The following is an 18,822-nucleotide window of genomic DNA, read 5'->3' as shown; positions in this document are numbered from 1 at the left end:
GGCTTCGCCGTCACCGCCGACGGGCTGGTGATGGGCGTCGGCGGTCCCGGCGCGTACGTCGATGTGGTCGATGCCTTCGCCGGGCAGCCGTCCAGAACGTTTCATTCGGGCAGACAGCGCTTTTCAGGCACGCAGGATCTGCCGCCCGATGGCGTACTTGTGCACCTCGGTCGGGCCGTCGTAGAGCCGGAAGGCGCGCATGTCGCGGAAGATCATCTCCACCACGGTCTCGTCGGAGATGCCGATGCCGCCGAGCACCTGGACGCAGCGGTCGGTGACCTTGAACAGCTCCTCGGACACGAAGGACTTGGCGACCGAGGACTCGTGACGCGCCTTATGCCCCTGATCCATCAGCCAGCAGGCATGCCAGATGGTGAGCCGACACTGGTGCAGCGCGATCTCGTTGTCCGCCAACATGAACGACACGCCCTGGTGCTCACCGATGGGCTTGCCGAAGGCGGTGCGGGTCTTGGCGTAGTCGACCGCGATGGCCTGGGCCCGCTCTGCCGCGCCCAGCCAGCGCATGCAGTGGGTGAGACGGGCCGGGGCCAGCCGCAACTGGGCGTAGCGCAGCGCCTGGCCGGTCTCGCCGAGGACGGATTCCCTGGGCAGCACCAGGTTCTCGAAGCGCACCACCGCGTGGCCGCCGACGTAGTTGCGGTCCATGGTGTTCATGACACGCTCGATCACGATGCCGTCGGCGTCGCCCTCGGTGAGGAACAGGGTCGGGCCCTCGGGCAGGTGCGGGTTGGCGGCCAGGCGCGCCATGATGATCCAGGTCTTGGCGCCGTCGGCGCCGGTGATCAGCCACTTGCGGCCGTTGATGGTGAAGTTCTCGCCGTCGAAGGTGGCTTCGGTGGCGAGCTGGTTGGGGTCGGAGCCCGCGCCGCCCGGCTCGGTCATGGCGAAGACGCTGCGCTGGTGGCCGTCGATCACCGGCTGCAGGAAGCGTTGTGTCTGTTCCGGATTCGCGATCTTGGAGAGCAGGAACATATTGCCCTCGTCGGGCGCGGCGCAGTTCATGGCGACCGGGCCGAGGGTGGACCACCCGGCGGCCTCGTACAGCACGGCCTGCTCGACATGGGTCAGGCCGCGGCCGCCCAGCTCCACCGGAGCCTGGATGGTGAGCAGCTTCTCGGCGCGGGCCAGCTCGACCATTTCCTGCCGCAGGTCGTCGTTGGGGCCGTGCGCGGTCAGCCGCGGATCACGCTCGAAGGGCACGATCTTGTCGATGACGAACTGGCGAACCCGATCGCGTTCGGCAGCAAGGTCGGCGGGAATCGAGAAGTCGATCATGGTTGGTCACCATCCGTCGTGGGTCACAGTCGAGCCGAGCATACGATGCATCGCCATGGAGACTGAAGGCACCCGCCTTCAGAATTTGAAATCGCCCTCGCCCGCCGCTCGCCGCAGCAGGTAAGGGCAGGTGAGAGACATGCGGGTTACAGCACCCTGCGCAGGAAGCCCTCGACTTCGGCCCGGTAGGCGGCCGGTTGATCGTCGTGGACGAGATGGCCCGCGTTGTCGATGACGACGTACCGGGCATCCGGGTGCAGGTCGGCCATCTCACGCATCTGCCCCGGCGGGGTGATGGTGTGCTCGCCCTCGATCAACAGGGCCGGGACGGTGATGGATTTCCACTGCGCCCAGAAGTCGCGTGTACCCCACTCCTCGGAGATGTCCCGGAAGGTCGGGACCGGACCGTGCAGGCGGTACCCGTCCGGGCCGTGGAGGAAGGAGTCGAGGAAGTAGCGACCCGCCACCGGGCCGAAGAATTCCAGCACGGCCCGCTCGTCCGGAAACGGTTGCGGCCAAGCGGAAATCACCGCCGCCCAGTTCTCGGCGGTGCGACCCTGGAAGTCCGGCGCCATGTCCTCGACGACCAGCGCGCGTACCCGTTCCGGATGTGCCGCGGTGAACATCCACCCGTGCAGCCCGCCCATCGAATGCCCCACCACCACCATGGGTTCGGTGATATCCGAGGTCGTCTCGGCCAGATCCGCCACGAACGCCTCGGTGGTCAATTCGTCCGGCGCGGGCCGCCCGTGCCCGGCCGCGTCGAACGTGTACACGTGTCCGAATTCGCGCAGCCAGGGCAGCTGCGCCCGCCAGGTCCGGGCGCTGCCCATCAGTCCGTGCAGCAGGAGGATCGGCGCGCCCGCGCCGCCTTCGTCGTACAACATCGCCTCGACCATGTGTTCTGGGTTTCAGGGTGAACCCCCGAGAGTCCCGAGAGTTGGTTGTCACCTCGAACGATACGTGCGCGGCCGCGGAGTACATTCGCATCTATGGCAGTCGTCAAGATCAATGCAATCGAGGTCCCCGAGGGCGCGGGCCCGGAACTGGAACAGCGTTTCGCGCACCGCGCGCACGCGGTGGAGAACTCGCCCGGTTTCCTGGGCTTCCAGCTGCTCCGCCCGGTCGCCGGAGACAACCGGTATTTCGTTGTCACGCAATGGGATTCGGAGGAGTCCTTCGCGGCGTGGCGGGACGGCCCGGCGCGACAGGCGCACGCGGGCGAGGCGCGCAAGCCGGTCGCCACGGGCGCGTCGCTGCTCGAGTTCGAGGTCGTCATGGATGTGGCGGCGAAGAAGGCCTGATCAACGCGTGTCCGGCAGCGGGGCACGTGTTGACGCAGGGCCGAATGGGATGTCACCCTTCGAAGTGCAATAAGCGACGGTGACGCGTAACCCGGTGTGATTCCGGGGCGGTCGCGCCACTGTATTCCCAGCATCAGCCGAGTCCGGCGGGCGCCGGGAAAGCCAGACACCGGCACCGTCGTATCCGTTTCGACGGGGACGCGAAATCCCCCGGGAGGACTCGAATGGCCATCGTCCACAACCCCAGCCGCGGCGGCGACGCGCTCACCGCGTTGCTCGTCTCCGCGGGCGTCGTTCTGCTCGCACTGCTCACGCTGTACCTGGTCGGCTTCGATCAGGGTGCCATTTCGCGCACCGGTATGTACATGCACGAGCTCACGCATGACGGACGGCACCTGCTGGGCGTCCCGTGTCACTGAGCGAATCCCGATCACTCCAGGGTTCGCTCACTACGCTCGTGTTGCGTGGCTTGCTGGCCGGCTTGATCGCCGGCCTGCTCGCGGCCACCGTCGGCTATTTCGTCGGTGAGCCCAAGCTCGACGCGGCGATCAGCCTCGAGGAATCCCATTCCAAGGCCGAGACTTCCGGCGACGGACATGCGCACGAACAGGCCGGGGGCTCCGGGCATTCGCATGGGGACGAGGACGAACCGCTGGTGAGCCGGACCGGGCAGAAAGCCGGTCAGTTCCTGGCGCTCGGACTGTTCGGGCCGGCCATCGGAGCCATTCTCGCCACGGCCGCGAATATCGCGCGCCGCTTCACCAGGCTGCCCGGACCGCGGCTGGGCCTGCTCCTCGCGGGCGGCGGGTGGCTGGCCATCGTGGCGGTGCCCTTCTTCAAGTACCCGGCCAACCCGCCCGCGGTGGGTCAGCCGGACACCATCAACGAACGCACCTGGCTGTGGTTCGCGTCCGTGCTGCTCGGCTTCGCGGCCGTGGGCGCCGGCGTCTACGTCCACAAGGTGCTGCGCAACCGATTGGACTCGGTGCGCATGATCGGGGCGACGGCGGTGTTCGTGCTGGTGGCCGCGATCGGCTATATCGCGCTGCCCGGCATCGACGAGGTGCCGTCGGACTTCCCGGCGACCCTGCTGTGGCAGTTCCGGGCCACCTCGCTGGCCGAGACCGGCACACTGTGGCTGACCCTGGGGCTGGCCTTCGCGGCGCTCACCGAGTACGCGGATCGCGTTCGGGTGTCAGCGGTTTCGTAAGTCCCGGGCGCCCGATGATCCGGCCGAACCGAAGTCGATGATCGCGCGCGCCGGTTCCCGGCCGACGGAGACGTCAGCCGGGAACTCGGGAGCTATGCCTCGAAAGTGGCGTCCAGCTCGATGGTGTCGACACCGGACAGCGCCTTGGACACCGGGCAACCCGCCTTGGCGGCCTCGGCCGCGGCCAGGAAACCGGCCTCGTCGATGCCCGACGCCTTGCCGACCAGGGTCAGCTTGATCTTGGAGATCCGGAAGCCGCCGGCCGGGTCCGGGCCCAGCGTCACGTCGGCGGTGATGTCCAGGCTCTGCACGGTGCCGCCGGCATTGCCGATCTGACCCGACAGGGCCATGGCGTAGCAGGAGGAGTGCGCGGCCGCGATGAGTTCCTCGGGGCTGGTGGTGCCGTCGGCCGTGTCGGCGGCGCGCTTCGGGAACGAGACGTCGTACTTGCCGACGCCCGAGCTGGTCAGCTCGACCTGACCGGAACCGTCCTGCAGGCCGCCGGACCAGCTGGTGCGCGCGGTACGTGTAGGCATCCTTCGTCCTTTCGGTGTTTGATGTGCCCTCCGCTTCGCTGCGGGCGGGTCGCGGCCCTGGAGGTCTCGATTCTTCCTCCCTCCGCTCCTCCGCTTCGCTCCCCGCTCCACTCAGTCCTGAATCGAGACGGCCGCGAACCTTCGGGTGAGGTTCATCCAGTGATGAACTCGCCGGATACGTGCAAACCCTATACCTCGGCCGCGGTCCGCTGATCCCACTGCCGCAATACATTTGGCCAGGATTTCTCGTGCCGGTCACGCGCGGCGGCGCCCGGGAAGCCTGCGTGGGTGAGGAGCAGGGCGGTGCCCGCGCCGTGCGCCGAAAGTTCCAAGGTGACCATGGTTTCCGCGCCCTCGGTGCCGTCGGTGACCCAGGTCAGCTCGACCAGGCGATCGGGTTCGAGGCGCAGGAATCTGCCGTAGTGCGGGTGGCCGCCGCCCGCGGTGAAGAAGAACGGTTCGTTCACCACGGGGCGCATGCGGATCGAACCCGGGTCGGCGAACCAGAGTCCGAACTGCCGGGTGCACTGGCGGTAGAGCTCGGCGGGCGAGGCGGCCATGATGCGTTCGGCGACCAGGAAGAACGGTCGCGCGGCGAGGTCGGGTGGCCGCAGGGGCGCAACGTCCATGGGGCGCGACGATACCGCCCCGGCCCGCGCTCACTCGGGATGATTCAGACCATGTCGCGGCGACGGATCAGCCACACCGTGCCGGTCGCGAAGAGAATCGCATAGGCGGTCAGGGCGATCAGGGATTCGCCGCGGCTCAGAATGTCGAGCACCCCGGGTGTGGCCGGTCCGCCCACCGTGCGTAGCGAACCCGCCAGGGAACCGGCGGCCGTGCCGGGCAGGTGATCGGTGATCGCCCTGATGGGCGCGAAGATCGCGGCCACCCCGCGGAGCAGATTCTCCACGACCAGCACCCACACCAGGCCCAGGCCGACCGCCGGCGCCGGACCCCGAGCGACCGCGCCGATCAGCGCGCCCGCCAGTGTCCACATTCCCAGAATGGCTGTGCCCGAACCGATTCCGAGCAGCATCCGGCCCGCCGTAGGCAGCGCCAGGGACTGCCCCTGCGTACCGGCGATGAACGCGGCCACCCCGGTGTCGACCACGAAGGCGACCAGCACCAGCGCGACCACCGTCAACACCAGGCTCAGCACCACCGCACCGATCACGTGCACCCGCGAAGGCCCCTGGGTGAGCGCGGTTTTCCAGCTGCCCCAGCCGTAACCGCTGCCCACCGCCAGCGCGCCCAGCACCAGCATGAGCGCGCCACCGAACATGGCCATGCCCTGGGTGAAGACCTCCGGCACCGCCGCGGGCATCATCTGCTGCATGAGCAGCTCCCGCGGCAGCCCGTTGGACATGCGGGTGGCGCTGCCGGTGGTGTAGGCCAGGTAATTGAACAGATAGGCGAAGGTGAGGTTCAGCAGGATCCAGGTGCCGAGCACGATCCAGAAGGCGGGCCACTTGCGCAGTCGCAGCAGTTCGGCCCGGGCACTGGCCATCACGTCGGTCATTTCGCCGTCTCCGTCATCTCGAAAAACACTTCCTCCAAGGACTTTTCATCACTGCGCAGCTCGAACAGCTCCGCGCCCGCGTCGATGACCGCGCGTGCCACCATGGGGGCGCCGGCCGCTGCGGCGTCGACGCGAATTCCCTTGGCGGTCATCAGCGCCGACCGCACACCCACCGCCGCGCGCACCGCGAGGAAGGCCACCTCCACCGGCTCTGCGCGCACCAACAGCGAAGCCGCACCACGCAATTCGCGCACCGTCGACTCGGCGAGCAGCCGCCCACCGGAGATGACGCCGACGCGATCACAGATCTCCTGCACTTCACTGAGCAGGTGGCTGGACAGCACGACGGTGTGCCCGTCGGCGGCGAGGCCGGTGATGAGCTCCCGCATCTCGGCCATACCGGCCGGATCCAGACCATTGGTGGGTTCGTCAAGAATCAGCAGGTCAGGATGGCCGAGCAGGGCGGCCGCGACACCCAGGCGCTGCTTCATGCCGAGCGAGTAGGTGCGGAATGCGTCCTTGCCGCGGGCGCTGAGGGCCACCCGGTCCAGGGCGTCGGCGACCGCGTCGTCGCCGACGCCCCGGTAGCGGGCCAGGACGCGCAGGTTGTCCCGGCCCGAGAGGTAGGGGTAGAAACCGGGACCCTCGATCAGAACACCCATGCGGCGCAACGTTTCCGGATCGCCGGGCGGCCGGCCGAGCACGGTCGCGGTGCCCGAAGACGGGCGGATCAGGCCGACCAGCATGCGCAGCGTGGTGGTCTTGCCCGCGCCGTTGGGGCCCAGGAAACCGTAGATTTCACCGCGGCGGACACTCATGCTCACGGCGTCCACGGCGGTGTGGGAGCCGTAGCGCTTGGTCAACCGGTCGGTGACGACAATCGCTTCGTTCATGGAGTCCACCCTCCGCCGCGGAGCACGGGAAGGAATCCGCCGCAGCGCGCGATCCGGCGTACGTATGCATGCGTATTTCGGCGCGACACGATGCCGCCGCCCACAGACGACGCTACGGTGCAGCTATGGACACACGAGGGGGAAGGCTCGGGCGGCGCGACGTGCTCCCAGCATTGGTGGTGGGGGCGATACAGCTCGGTTTCGGGACCCTCGCCAATCATCACCAGACCGTGGAGCGACAGCTCGATGTCTTCGGATATGTGCTGCTCATAGCCGGTCCGGCGCTGCTGGTACTGCGGCGACGGTACCCGCTGGAGGTGTTCTACGGGACGCTGACCGTCAGCGTCGCGTACCTACTGCTCGGTTATGGCTACGGGCCGGCCTTCGTCTCGCTCGTCGTGGCCTTCATGACCGCCGCTGTTCTCGGATCCCGTTGGTACACCTATCCGTTCGTGGCCGCGGGCTACCTGCTCATGGTGTGGCCGGTTCCCGGCTGGCGCGGATACCACACCAGCGCCTGGCAGGAATTCGGTTTGCTCGCCTGGCTTTTCGTGCTCGCGGCCGCGGCCGAGGGCATTCGGCAGCGCCGCGCCGCCATCACCGCTCGGCGGCAGCGCGCCGAGGCGGCCCGCCGCAAGGAGCAGGCCGAGCGCGAACGCGAATACGCCCAGCAAGCACTGGAATCGGCCGAACGCGAGCAGCGCGTCACCGAGGAGCGGTTGGCCATCGCGCGCGAATTGCACGACGTGCTCGCGCACAGCCTGTCACTGATCAATGTCCAGTCCTCGGTCGCGCTGGAACTGATCGACCGCAAACCCGAGCAGGCCGCCACCGCGCTGGCCGCCATCAAGACCGCCAGCAAGGACGCGCTCGGCGAGGTGAACGCACTGCTGCGGTCCATCCGCGGCGGCACCGCCACCGTGGCCGCGCCCACCGCGCCCACCATCGGCATCACCGACCTCGACAAGCTCACCGCCCCGGCCCGCGCCGCCGGGCTGGAAGTGCACACCATGGTGACCGGCGGACCGCGGCGGCTGCCCGCCGTGGTCGATGTGGCCGCCGCCCGCATCGTGCAAGAATCGCTCACCAATGTGGTGCGGCACGCGCCCGGTGCGAGTGTGCTCGTCACCGTGCATTACGCGGCCGAGCGGCTCCAGCTCACCATCGACAACACCCGGCCCACCCGCCGGCCCGCGCCGCAGCCGCCGACCGGCGGCCACGGCATCACCGGCATGACCGAACGCGCCAACGCCCTCGGCGGCCAGCTCTCCGCCGAACCCAAGGCCGACGGCGGCTTCCGGGTGAAGGCCCGGCTGCCCACCCACCTGGCCCGACCCGAACCGGTTGCGTAAGCATGGAATTGGAGGAGGTGCCATGCCCATCCGGGTGGTGATCGCCGACGATCAGGCGCTGGTGCGCGCGGGCTTCGCGGCGCTGCTCGGCGCGCAGGAGGACGTCGAGGTGGTAGGCGAAGCCGATACCGGCGAGCAGGCCCTCGAGCTGGCCCGCGCCCTCGTGCCCGACGTCGTGCTCATGGACATCCGCATGCCGGTCCTGGACGGCCTCGCCGCCACCCGCGCGATCGCCGCCGATCCGGCCCTGGCCGCGGTGAAGGTCGTCGTCCTGACCACCTTCGAACTCGATGAATACGTCTTCGAGGCCATGCGTTCCGGCGCCACCGGCTTCCTCGTCAAACACACCGAACCCGCCGACCTGATCAAGGCCGTGCGCGTGGTCGCCGATGGCGACGCCCTGCTCTCCCCCAGCGTCACCAAACGCCTGGTCGCCGAATTCGCCTCGCACGCCAAACCCGCGCCCGCGGCCCAATTCTCCGAACTCACCGATCGCGAACGCGAGGTCATGACCCTGATCGCCGAGGGCCTCACCAATGCCGAGATCGCCGTCCGCCTCTCGATGAGTCCCGCCACCGCGCGCACCCACGTCGGCCGAATCCTGTTGAAGCTGGGCGCCCGCGACCGTACCCAGCTCGTGGTCATGGCCTACGAATCCGGCCTGGTCCGCCCCGGCTGGCAATAATCCGGCCGCGGGCGCGGCGGCTCAGCTGCCGGAGTTCGACCGGCGTCGTTCTCGTCGGTGAAACCACCCCGGCGCAGCCTGTCGCCGAGGACTGCCACCCAACGCGCGCGCCATCCGTGCCGCGCCCATGGCTCTTCCGCCGCGGGCCCGACGCAGCGGGGCATATCGACACTGGTCAGGGACCGAATTCCGCGGCCACCGGAATCACCTCGCGCCCCAGCACCTCCAGGGGCGTGAGCTCGTCGACGCCCGCCACCCGACCGATCACCAGATCGATCCCCCTATCCGCCAGCCACTTCAGCTGCTCCAGTGCCCGGCCGACGCCGCCCCCGCTCGGCCCGAGGTCGAAGGCGAAGACACAGCTCTTGCGGATCTCGCGCGGATCGCGGCCGATCTCCGCGGACAGCCGGTCCAACAGTTCGATCTTGCTCGGTAGCTCCGGGCCCGGCCGCAGGCTCGCCACATCCGCGTACCGCGCCACCAACGGCAAGGTACGTCGCTCCCCGTCCCCGGCGATGAGCACGGGCGGATGCGGACGATAGCCACCATGTGGCGAATTCCGCACCGCCTGCGGGGCGTTCAGCGGACGCTCGACGTGAAAGTGCCTGCCGTGCACGGGTTCCGAATCGCCCCTCTCATCGGTCCACATGGCACGGCAGATCCGCAATGTCTCCTCCAGCATGTCGTAGCGGTCGCGCAGCGGCGGGAACGGCAGGCCGTAGCCCTCCACATCGCCGGTGGAGGTGCCCGAACCGATACCCAGCCAGGCCCGGCCGCCGGACAGCACATCCAGGGTGGTGACCAGCTTCCCGAGCATGGCCGGATGCCGATAGTGCACCCCCGACACCAACGCGGTCAGCTCCACCCGCGACGTGTGCGCCGCGATGAACGACAGCGTCGAATACGCCTCCAGCACATTCTGTTCCACCCGCCCCAGCCACGGGCTCTGCCAGAGATGATCAGCAACGGCGATGACCGAGAACCCGCTGCCCTCTGCCGTGCGGACCACCTCGGCCAGACTCGATCCGATCCATTCCGAGGGAGTGTCCAGCGCGAAGTTCGTCAGATGCAATCCGATGTACATGGCTCACCCTCTGCCTCCCGGCAGCGCGAATCATCCGTCCGGAGAACACATCCCGCGTACGTCCCGACGCGTAGTCAGCGCGCGGCGCCGAGTCCGAGACCCTGCCGAATCGCCTGCTCCACCGGCGAATACGCGCCGTCGGGCCGATCCAGCGAGCATGGTTCGCGCAGCAGCAGCGGCGGCTGGGCCATGAATTTCGGGCGGCCGGTGCGGTTGGGCTGGGCGGCGTGCACCAGGAAGGGGTGGCAGAGGTAGACATCGCCCGCCTCGCCGGTCGCGAGCGCCTCGGGGAGATCGGCCGTGGCCGTATAGAAGTCGTGGAGGTCGAACACGGTGGCGCCCTCCTCGCCGAGCGGTTCCAGCACCGGGGCCAGCCGCAGGTGCGAGCCGACGCGGATGCGAGTCGGGGCGTCATCGGCGCCGACATCGGAGAACAGGAACAACATCAGCAGGGCGCGCCCCTTCGAGTGGATGTTCACCCGCCAGCTCAGATAGTCGTCGCGCGCGGCATCGCCGGGGAAGCTCACATCGACATGCCAGCCGTCGTCGCCGGGCGGCTCCGGGCTGGGGAAGCGAATCGGCCAGCTGCCCAGCGTTATTCGGGGGACCCAGCGTCCGGGTACGACAAGTTGGTCGAAAGCTTCGAGCAGGGGCGGCGCGGTGACCGCGCGCGCGAAGGGCTCCTCGGAGTGGTCCCAGAGCCGGATGACCGGACTGGTCCACGTCGATGGATCATCGGGATCGCAACCGGTTGCGCGCCAGAGGATCTCACGCCCGTCAGCGGCGGTCTCGGCGGAGAAAACACCATCGACCTTCACGAACCCATCGGCCACGAAGGCGGCGATCTGAGCGTCGGTGAGCATGCGATCCTTCCAGTCGGCTATCCGAGCATGAGCGATACCGGGATCGCGCCGCCACCGAATTTCGCTCCGGACAGGCCGAAGCCCCGCCCTCCCGAGGGAGAACGGGGCTTCCGTCGTCTCGCTGAGCCTTACTCGCCCGAGGCGGCGCCCGGAGCCTCGCCCGCGAGGGCGGCGACCGGCTTGTCCTCGACGGCCGAGTCCGACTTCTTGGTCAGCTTGGCCTTGGGGGTGAAGGTGAACTTGGCGTTCTCGCCCTGGCCCTCGCCGTCCCAGCCCTCGACATCCACCATCACGACCTGGCCGGGGCCCAGTTCGCCGAAGAGGATCTTCTCCGACAGCTGGTCCTCGATCTCGCGCTGAATGGTGCGACGCAGCGGGCGCGCGCCCAGGACCGGGTCGAAACCGCGCTTGGCCAGCAGACTCTTGGCCTGTTCGGTCAGCTCGATCTCCATGTCCTTGTTCTTCAGCTGGTTCGCGACACGGCCGATCATCAGGTCCACCATCTGGATGATCTGGTCCTGAGTCAGCTGGTGGAAGACGATCACGTCGTCGATGCGGTTGAGGAACTCGGGACGGAAGTGCTTCTTCAGCTCGTCGTTGACCTTGAGCTTCATCCGCTCGTAGTTCGAGCCCTCGGCATTGGACTGGGTGAAGCCCAGGCCGACGGCCTTCGAGATGTCCGAAGTACCCAGGTTCGAGGTGAAGATCAGCACCGTGTTCTTGAAGTCGACCGTGCGACCCTGACCATCGGTCAGGCGGCCGTCCTCGAGCACCTGCAACAGGGTGTTGTAGATCTCCTGGTGCGCCTTCTCGATCTCGTCGAACAGCACCACCGAGAACGGCTTGCGGCGCACCTTCTCGGTGAGCTGGCCGCCCTCCTCGTAACCCACGTAGCCCGGAGGGGCACCGAAGAGACGAGACGCGGTGAAGCGGTCGTGGAACTCGCCCATGTCGATCTGGATGAGCGCGTCGTCCTCGCCGAACAGGAAGTTGGCCAGCGCCTTCGACAGCTCGGTCTTACCGACACCGGACGGACCGGCGAAGATGAACGAGCCCGACGGACGCTTCGGGTCCTTCAGACCGGCACGGGTGCGGCGGATGGCCTTGGACACGGCCTTGACCGCGTCCTCCTGGCCGATGATCCGCTTGTGCAGCTCGTCCTCCATGCGGAGCAGACGGGTGGTCTCCTCCTCGGTGAGCTTGAACACCGGGATACCGGTCCAGTTGGCCAGCACCTCCGCGATCTGCTCGTCGTCGACCTCGGCCACGACATCCAGATCGCCCGAGCGCCACTGCTTTTCGCGTTCAGCGCGCTTGGCGACCAGCTGCTTCTCCTTGTCGCGCAGACGCGCGGCCTTCTCGAAGTCCTGCGCGTCGATCGCGGACTCCTTCTCCCGGCGTGCCTCGGCGATCTTGTCGTCGAACTCGCGGAGGTCCGGCGGCGCGGTCATCCGGCGGATGCGCATGCGCGCACCGGCCTCGTCGATGAGGTCGATCGCCTTGTCCGGCAAGAAGCGGTCGTTGATGTAGCGGTCGGCGAGAGTAGCCGCGGCAACGAGAGCGCCATCGGTGATGGAAACCCGGTGGTGTGCCTCGTAACGGTCACGCAGACCCTTGAGGATGTTGATGGTGTGCTCGACCGTCGGCTCGCCCACCTGGACCGGCTGGAACCGGCGCTCCAGGGCGGCGTCCTTCTCGATGTACTTGCGGTACTCGTCGAGGGTGGTGGCGCCGATGGTCTGCAGCTCACCGCGAGCCAGCTTGGGCTTCAGGATCGAGGCCGCGTCGATCGCGCCCTCGGCCGCGCCCGCACCCACCAGGGTGTGCAGCTCGTCGATGAACAGGATGATGTCGCCGCGGGTGTTGATCTCCTTGAGCACCTTCTTCAGGCGCTCCTCGAAATCACCGCGGTAGCGGCTGCCCGCGACCAGGGAGCCCAGGTCCAGGGTGTACAGCTGCTTGTCCTTCAGCGTCTCCGGCACCTCGCCGTTGACGATGGCCTGAGCGAGGCCCTCCACGACGGCGGTCTTACCGACGCCGGGCTCACCGATCAGGACCGGGTTGTTCTTGGTACGGCGACTCAGCACCTGCATCACGCGCTCGATTTCCTTCGAGCGGCCGATGACCGGGTCGAGCTTGCCCTCGAGGGCGGCCTGGGTCAGGTTGCGGCCGAACTGGTCCAGCACCAGCGAGGTGGACGGGGTGCCCTGCTCGCCGCGCGAACCGGACTCCACCGGCTCCTTGCCCTGGTAGCCCGACAGCAGCTGGATGACCTGCTGACGCACGCGGTTGAGATCCGCGCCCAGCTTGACCAGCACCTGCGCCGCGACGCCCTCACCCTCGCGGATCAGGCCCAGCAGGATGTGCTCGGTGCCGATGTAGTTGTGACCCAACTGCAGCGCCTCGCGGAGCGACAGCTCCAGCACCTTCTTGGCGCGCGGGGTGAACGGAATGTGGCCGGACGGCGCCTGCTGGCCCTGGCCGATGATCTCCTCGACCTGCGACCGCACACCCTCCAGCGAGATGCCAAGGGACTCCAGCGACTTCGCCGCGACGCCCTCGCCCTCGTGAATCAGGCCCAGCAGGATGTGCTCGGTGCCGATGTAGTTGTGGTTGAGCATCCGGGCCTCTTCTTGGGCCAGGACAACGACCCGCCGCGCGCGGTCGGTGAACCTCTCGAACATCGCTCCCTCACTCTCCTGCTCCGCCATCACTGGCATCCGGCGCTTCAGACCCTGTGCTGCCCTTCTGGTCGCCAGCCTGCCATGAAGCCTTGGGGTTGCATCCCCGACTCCACTCTAGTTGCCGGGGGTCACGCACGTCGTCCGTCCACCCTATTGCGAACCGGCGACAGTACGACTCATTCAGTCATAACGGGGCAGTTGCGCGGTCCGTTTCCAGATCGGCTACGCCCACAGCGAACAAGCTGTGTTCAATTGCCCTCCGCTTCGCTCCGGGCGGGTTCGCGGCGCTGGAGGTCTCGTTCTTCCCTCCTCCGCTCCTCCGCTTCGCTCCCCCGCTCCGTCAGTCCAGAACGAGACGCGCCGCGAACCTGCGGGTCGATCCCTAACCGGTGAACGGCGGAACGAACGCCTTATTGCCCTCCGCTTCGCTCCCGGGCCGGTTCGATCCCTAACCGGTGAACGGCGGTACGAACTCGCAGGGGACCGGGCGCACATGGTCTGGGTCGAGGGCGTTGAGGGCGACCATGGCGGCGCGGTGACTGCCGGCGATGGCCATGTGATCGGAGAAATCGGTGGGGCAACCGTCCTGCATCCGGACGTTGGTCACGTTGGCGGCAGGCACCAGCGCGATGGACGGCCACACCGCCTCGTCGAAATTCGAGGCCAGGTTGATGTAGGTGACCGACGGATCGTAAACGCCGTCGGCGTTCAGGGCATTCATGAACGACGAGTTGCCGAGCATCTCGGGGCATGCCTGGCAGATGGCGCCCAGGGCGGAGACGCCGTCGACTGTGTCCGCATCCACACCGAGCCGACTGCCGAACGCTCGGATCACGGTCATCTGGTCGCCGAAGATGCCCAGCCACGGCGGTGCGATGCCGACGAACCTGTCCACCTTGCCGGAACCGCCGAGCCGCTTGATGTAGTAGTCACCGACGATATTGCCCTGGGAATGGGCGATGAAGTCCACCTTGGCCGCACCGGTCGCGGCCAGCACTCGATCCACGAAAACGCCCAACTGCGCGGCGCTCCCGGGAATCGGCTTCATACCGCCCAGCGCCGAGAGCGGCCAGGGCACGTCCAGGTTGCCGTAGGTGAGTGCGTAAACGCAGTAGCCCTCGTTGGCGAGCAATGGCGCGTAGGCGCCCCAGTTGGTCTGCGCGCCGCCCGCGGTGCCGTGGATGAGCACCACCGGATCCGGGTGCGCGGCCGTGGGTTTGCAGGACCAGTCATTGGCGCCCGGGAGGGAGCCACCCGGATTGGCGAGCTCGTAAGGGATGCCCGCGAAGAAGTTGAAAGTGACCGGATATTCCGCTCGGGCAGCCCCGCTCGCACCGATCCACAAGACCGCCAGAACCGCCATGATCAGCAGCGATGCCGGCATTCCAGGCCTGGGCATCCCTCTCATGTTCCCTCCCAAATTAGAACGCGTTCCGTCAACCTAGCCAGTAAACAAGCACGGAGGATGGATTACCGGCGGGTAAGTTCTGACACCTGTTCCAGTGGAGGAGAACAGCGGAGGCCGGGATCCGCAGGCGGCTTGCGCTACCGCACAGCGGGTCCCGGCCTCCGCCGGAATCGGATCGAACTACTGCCGGCCGGAAGTGAATCCGGACTGTGGAGCGAACTGCTGCCGCGCCGGGGCGGACCACGTCGCGACCGGAGCCGAGAAGGCGCCGGGGGACTGCGGGAAGCCCGGCCCGTCCGAGGCCGCGGTCACGGCCGTCGCGGCGGTCGCGGTCGCCCGGGCGTGCTGGACGCCCGCCACGAACAGCGCGCCCATCAGTACCAGGAAGGCCAGCGTGTGGATCACCGCGCGGACGATATTCCAAGCCACCCACGAGCTTTCGAACTGCGAGCGCACCGTCGCCAGATCCCCGATCCGCCCGACGTCACCGGCATTGGCCAGCTGGTTGTTGAGCGGCACGTTCAGGCCCGAGGTGACGCCGAAGGCGATCATGTTCAGCACCAGCGCGACCCCGATCCAGAACAGGGTGGTGCGGGTGTCCTTGCCCAGATGCAGGGCCGCGGCCAGCACGGTGAAGCCGACCGTGCCCATGAACCCGATCATGAACCACGGGTTGATGATGACCACGTTGATCTTCTGCATGACGTCGATGAAGGTCCGGTCGTCGGACTGGCCCAGGGCAGTCATCACCGAGGTCGCGTACGCGTAGAACACGCCGGCGATCAGCCCGGTACTCAGCGTCGCCGCCACCAGCGCGGCCGTGCGAAATGCGAACATCGTTCTCTCCTGACTGGATCTGCCACCCGTGTTCTCCCGGGTGATCGACTACATCCAGTCAATCGCCGACGGGCACGGAAACCCATGGCTCAGAAGCTCGCACGCATGCGCAGAGGTCCAACAGCGGTACCAGGATCGAACAACGCTCGTAGGGCTTCGCGCGCTGAAACCCCTCGAGGCTCGCCGGCCCCGCATCCGATGGGACGTCGGTCAGAGGTCGCGTTCGGAGATGACGCCGGATTGCATGGCCAAGTTGGCGAGGCGGACCCGCTTCTGGTTCTGCGGAAGATCCTCGACGCCGAACTTCGCGAACAAGGCGCGCAGATGGGTCTTGATGGCGTCGACGCTGAGGAAGAGTTCGGCGGCGATCTGCTGATTCGAGGCGGGCGAGGCGAAGCCGTCGTTGCCGCGCAGGGGGCGGCACAGCGCGATCAGTACCGACCGCTGGGTTTCAGTGAGTGAGCGCAGGGTCGGCAGCCCTCCGGTGGAGGTCTGCGTGATATCGCCTGCGGCGCCGCTGAAGTCGTGGAAGGTGACCCGCGAGGTGCCCATCCGGATGACATCACCCGGCTGCAGGCGATGGCGGCCGACCAGGCGATCCCCGTTGACGAAAGTGCCGTTGCGGGAAAGGCCGTCGTCGACGATGGTCCAGTGCGCGCCCAGATACTCTGCGGTGGCGTGCAGCCGCGACACCTCGGCGTCCCAGAACAGCGAAAGGTCGGCCTGCGGCGAGCGCCCGATGGTGATCCGGGGCTGGTCAGGCGACAGCATCAGCTCATGCTGGCGTCCCTCTTGATCCTTGACCCTGAGGAAGGAACCGTGGAATGCGGTCACTGCGCCGATACCTCTTCTCTACATCCAGCCAGTGACATCGTCCACACGTTTCAATGGTGCCTGGCCACCCCTGCACTAGCAAGATCGCGCCGGGCGGGTACCGACGAGTTCGAGAGTCGATCTTGGCATTATGCGCAAAGCGCATGAATAAACCACTGCCGCCCAGGCGCGCGCGAAACACCCGGACGGCAGTCGAATCGGCGACTAGTCGGACAACTAGTTCTTAGCAGCGGCCTTGTTGTAAGCCTCGGTGATGTCAGCGGAGATACGACCACGAGCGGACACCTTGTGACCATTCCGGCGCGCCCATTCGCGAATGGCCGCGCTTTGTTCGCGATCGATCGACACCCGGTTCTTCGGGCCCGCGGCCGGAGCGCCGGCCACCTTGGTACGACGCCGGCCACTGACGCGCCGAGCGGCGGAAACCCAAGCCTCCATACCGTCCCGCAGCTTGGCCGCATTCTCCGTCGACAAGTCGATCTCGTACGAGACGCCATCGATTGCGAACTCGATGGTCTCGTCCGCGATGGACTCACCGTCGACATCGTCGATCAAGCTAACGGTGACCTTCTTTGCCATGAGATGAACGTCCTCTCGAAATCGTGCGACCCGCATAGTCAGGTCGATTACCCGACGCCAGAATACCGCTAATTCCGATAGTCCCAGAACAGGCCCCGGAAATGCAATCCGGAGAACTATCGGGCAACCGGACGCACAATTGGAAAGAGTATCGTTTCCCGGATTCCATGGCCAGTCAGGGCCATCAGCAAACGATCGATACCCATACCCGTTCCGGTTGTGGGGGGCATGCCGTGCTCCATCGCGGTGAGGAAGTCCTCGTCCAGGCGCATGGCCTCCTCGTCACCGGCTGCGGCCAAACGAGCCTGATCCATGAAACGTTCCCGCTGGATCACCGGATCCACGAGTTCCGAATAGCCGGTGGCCAGTTCGAAGCCGCGCACGTACAGGTCCCACTTCTCGGTAACCCCGGGCTTGCTCCGATGCTCACGCGTCAGCGGCGATGTCTCAACCGGGAAGTCGCGGACGAAAGTCGGTGCGTAGAGCTTGTCGCCGTAGACGTGCTCCCACAGTTCCTCGACCAGTTTGCCGTGACCGTAGCCCTTGTCCTGCGGAATTTCCAGACCGACCCGATCCGCGAGTGCCAGCAATTCCTCGACCGTAGTTTCCGGCGTGACCTCCACGCCGATCGACTCCGACAGCGACGGGTACATCTCCACCGTCGCCCACTCGCCGGCCAGATCGTATTCGGTTCCGTCGGCGAGTCTCACAACCTGCGTGCCGAAGACCTCCTGCGCGACTTCCTGGATCAATTCCCGCATCATCTTCGCGGAATCGTCGTAGGTGCCGTACGCCTCGTAGGTTTCCAGCATTGCGAACTCGGGCGAATGGGTGGAGTCCGCGCCCTCGTTGCGGAAGTTCCGGTTGATCTCGAAGACCTTCTCGATGCCGCCCACCACGCAACGCTTCAGAAACAGCTCGGGCGCGATGCGCAGGAACAGCTCCATATCGAGCGCATTGGAGTGGGTGGCGAACGGCCGCGCCGCCGCGCCGCCGTGGATGGTCTGCAGCATCGGGGTCTCGACCTCCAGGAAACCCCTGCGCTCCAACGCGTTTCGCAGCGCGCGCACCACGGCCACGCGGGTGCGGGCCATCTCGCGGGCTTCCGGGCGCACGATCAGGTCGACATAGCGCTGCCGGACCCGGGACTCCTCGTTCATCTCCTTGTGCGCCACCGGCAGTGGGCGCAGCGACTTCGCCGCCATCTCCCACGCATCGGCCATGACGCTCAATTCGCCTGTGCGCGAGGCGATCACCTCGCCATGCACGTACACGAAGTCACCGAGGTCCACATCGGCCTTCCAGGCCGCGAGCGAATCCGCGCCGACCCCGTTGAGGCTGATCATGGCCTGCAGCTTGGTGCCGTCGCCCTCTTGAAGGGTGGCGAAACACAGTTTGCCGGTATTCCGGACGAAAATGACCCGCCCCGCAATCCCGACCGTCTGACCGGTCTGGGTGTCGGCCGCCAGATCCGGGTAGGCCGCGCGAATTTCGGCGAGGGCGTGGGTGCGGTCCACCAACACCGGATACGCCTCGCGTCCCGCCTTCAGCAACCGCTCACGCTTCTCGCGGCGAATCCGCATCTGCTCGGGGACGTCATGCTCCACAGCGGCCGCCACGGCACGCTTTTGCCCAGCAGGAACGGGTTTGCTTGCGGGAGAAGAGGGGTTGGGGATGCTCACGGGGGCATAGCCTATCCTGCGGCGAAAACCGTTTTATCCGCCGCCTCGACTCC

19 protein-coding genes are annotated in these 18,822 nt (G+C 67.1%); 5 read left to right on the top strand and 14 right to left on the bottom strand.

Going from position 1 to position 18,822, the window contains the following annotated elements; all coding sequences use genetic code 11:
* Positions 1-123: 123 nt before the first annotated feature.
* Together GLP40_RS06010 and GLP40_RS06005 are read right to left on the bottom strand one after the other, a co-directional pair.
* Positions 124-1,296, bottom strand: coding sequence for an acyl-CoA dehydrogenase family protein (locus GLP40_RS06010; protein ID WP_154786755.1), 1,173 nt, complete (start codon positions 1,294-1,296; stop codon positions 124-126).
* A 146-nt stretch (positions 1,297-1,442) separates the two neighbouring features.
* Complete coding sequence (locus GLP40_RS06005) at positions 1,443-2,183, bottom strand: alpha/beta fold hydrolase (protein ID WP_154786754.1); 741 nt, start codon at positions 2,181-2,183, stop codon at positions 1,443-1,445.
* 105 nt (positions 2,184-2,288) lie between these two features.
* On the opposite strand from GLP40_RS06005, the gene GLP40_RS06000 reads away from it, so the two are divergent.
* The 3 genes from GLP40_RS06000 to GLP40_RS05990 all read left to right on the top strand — a co-directional run bounded on the left by GLP40_RS06000 (position 2,289) and on the right by GLP40_RS05990 (position 3,810).
* The gene (locus tag GLP40_RS06000) at positions 2,289-2,600 is read left to right on the top strand and encodes an antibiotic biosynthesis monooxygenase family protein (RefSeq protein ID WP_154786753.1); all 312 of its coding nucleotides are present in this window, start codon (positions 2,289-2,291) and stop codon (positions 2,598-2,600) included.
* 224 nt (positions 2,601-2,824) lie between these two features.
* The gene (locus GLP40_RS05995; RefSeq protein WP_154786752.1) at positions 2,825-3,019 is read left to right on the top strand and encodes a CbtB domain-containing protein; all 195 of its coding nucleotides are present in this window, start codon (positions 2,825-2,827) and stop codon (positions 3,017-3,019) included.
* 38 nt (positions 3,020-3,057) lie between these two features.
* Positions 3,058-3,810, top strand: coding sequence for a CbtA family protein (locus GLP40_RS05990; protein WP_328289746.1), 753 nt, complete (start codon positions 3,058-3,060; stop codon positions 3,808-3,810).
* A 92-nt stretch (positions 3,811-3,902) separates the two neighbouring features.
* On the opposite strand, the gene GLP40_RS05985 is transcribed toward GLP40_RS05990, so the two are convergent.
* The 4 genes from GLP40_RS05985 to GLP40_RS05970 all read right to left on the bottom strand — a co-directional run bounded on the left by GLP40_RS05985 (position 3,903) and on the right by GLP40_RS05970 (position 6,761).
* A complete protein-coding gene (locus tag GLP40_RS05985) occupies positions 3,903-4,346 on the bottom strand; it encodes an OsmC family peroxiredoxin (protein ID WP_154786751.1) in 444 nt (147 codons plus the stop codon).
* A gap of 188 nt (positions 4,347-4,534) precedes the next feature.
* Positions 4,535-4,975, bottom strand: a complete 441-nt coding sequence (locus tag GLP40_RS05980; RefSeq protein WP_154786750.1) for an SRPBCC family protein — start codon at positions 4,973-4,975, stop codon at positions 4,535-4,537.
* 44 nt (positions 4,976-5,019) lie between these two features.
* Complete coding sequence (locus GLP40_RS05975; protein WP_154786749.1) at positions 5,020-5,868, bottom strand: ABC transporter permease subunit; 849 nt, start codon at positions 5,866-5,868, stop codon at positions 5,020-5,022.
* Positions 5,865-6,761 carry an ABC transporter ATP-binding protein gene (locus GLP40_RS05970; RefSeq protein WP_154786748.1) on the bottom strand — a complete coding sequence of 299 codons (897 nt, stop codon included), beginning with the start codon at positions 6,759-6,761 and terminating at the stop codon, positions 5,865-5,867. Before GLP40_RS05970 ends, GLP40_RS05975 begins: the two co-directional genes overlap by 4 nt.
* Positions 6,762-6,886: 125 nt before the next feature.
* On the opposite strand from GLP40_RS05970, the gene GLP40_RS05965 reads away from it, so the two are divergent.
* Complete coding sequence (locus GLP40_RS05965) at positions 6,887-8,113, top strand: sensor histidine kinase (RefSeq protein ID WP_154786747.1); 1,227 nt, start codon at positions 6,887-6,889, stop codon at positions 8,111-8,113.
* A gap of 22 nt (positions 8,114-8,135) precedes the next feature.
* Positions 8,136-8,798: a response regulator transcription factor gene (locus GLP40_RS05960; RefSeq protein ID WP_154786746.1), complete on the top strand. Its 663-nt coding sequence runs from the start codon at positions 8,136-8,138 to the stop codon at positions 8,796-8,798.
* A 175-nt stretch (positions 8,799-8,973) separates the two neighbouring features.
* On the opposite strand, the gene GLP40_RS05955 is transcribed toward GLP40_RS05960, so the two are convergent.
* The 8 genes from GLP40_RS05955 to lysS all read right to left on the bottom strand — a co-directional run bounded on the left by GLP40_RS05955 (position 8,974) and on the right by lysS (position 18,670).
* Entirely contained in the window at positions 8,974-9,882 is a 909-nt protein-coding gene (locus GLP40_RS05955; protein ID WP_154786745.1) for an LLM class flavin-dependent oxidoreductase, read from the bottom strand.
* Positions 9,883-9,956: 74 nt separating this feature from the next.
* The gene (locus GLP40_RS05950; protein WP_154786744.1) at positions 9,957-10,745 is read right to left on the bottom strand and encodes a phytanoyl-CoA dioxygenase family protein; all 789 of its coding nucleotides are present in this window, start codon (positions 10,743-10,745) and stop codon (positions 9,957-9,959) included.
* Between the two features lie 128 nt (positions 10,746-10,873).
* Positions 10,874-13,429, bottom strand: a complete 2,556-nt coding sequence (locus tag GLP40_RS05945) for an ATP-dependent Clp protease ATP-binding subunit (RefSeq protein ID WP_154786743.1) — start codon at positions 13,427-13,429, stop codon at positions 10,874-10,876.
* 448 nt (positions 13,430-13,877) lie between these two features.
* The gene (locus GLP40_RS05940; RefSeq protein ID WP_230329252.1) at positions 13,878-14,828 is read right to left on the bottom strand and encodes an esterase/lipase family protein; all 951 of its coding nucleotides are present in this window, start codon (positions 14,826-14,828) and stop codon (positions 13,878-13,880) included.
* A gap of 189 nt (positions 14,829-15,017) precedes the next feature.
* Positions 15,018-15,674 carry an anthrone oxygenase family protein gene (locus tag GLP40_RS05935; protein ID WP_154786742.1) on the bottom strand — a complete coding sequence of 219 codons (657 nt, stop codon included), beginning with the start codon at positions 15,672-15,674 and terminating at the stop codon, positions 15,018-15,020.
* Positions 15,675-15,884: 210 nt separating this feature from the next.
* Positions 15,885-16,508, bottom strand: coding sequence for an FHA domain-containing protein (locus GLP40_RS05930; RefSeq protein WP_407671536.1), 624 nt, complete (start codon positions 16,506-16,508; stop codon positions 15,885-15,887).
* 216 nt (positions 16,509-16,724) lie between these two features.
* The gene (locus GLP40_RS05925; RefSeq protein WP_154786740.1) at positions 16,725-17,087 is read right to left on the bottom strand and encodes a histone-like nucleoid-structuring protein Lsr2; all 363 of its coding nucleotides are present in this window, start codon (positions 17,085-17,087) and stop codon (positions 16,725-16,727) included.
* A gap of 116 nt (positions 17,088-17,203) precedes the next feature.
* Positions 17,204-18,670, bottom strand: coding sequence for a lysine--tRNA ligase (gene lysS / locus GLP40_RS05920; RefSeq protein WP_154786902.1), 1,467 nt, complete (start codon positions 18,668-18,670; stop codon positions 17,204-17,206).
* Between the last annotated feature and the right edge of the window lie 152 nt (positions 18,671-18,822).

Source organism: Nocardia aurantiaca, assembly GCF_009708175.1.
In the GTDB taxonomy this organism is placed as follows: domain Bacteria; phylum Actinomycetota; class Actinomycetes; order Mycobacteriales; family Mycobacteriaceae; genus Nocardia; species Nocardia aurantiaca.
Note: the sequence above shows the minus strand (reverse complement) of the source record. Positions and strands in the feature narration are given on the sequence as shown.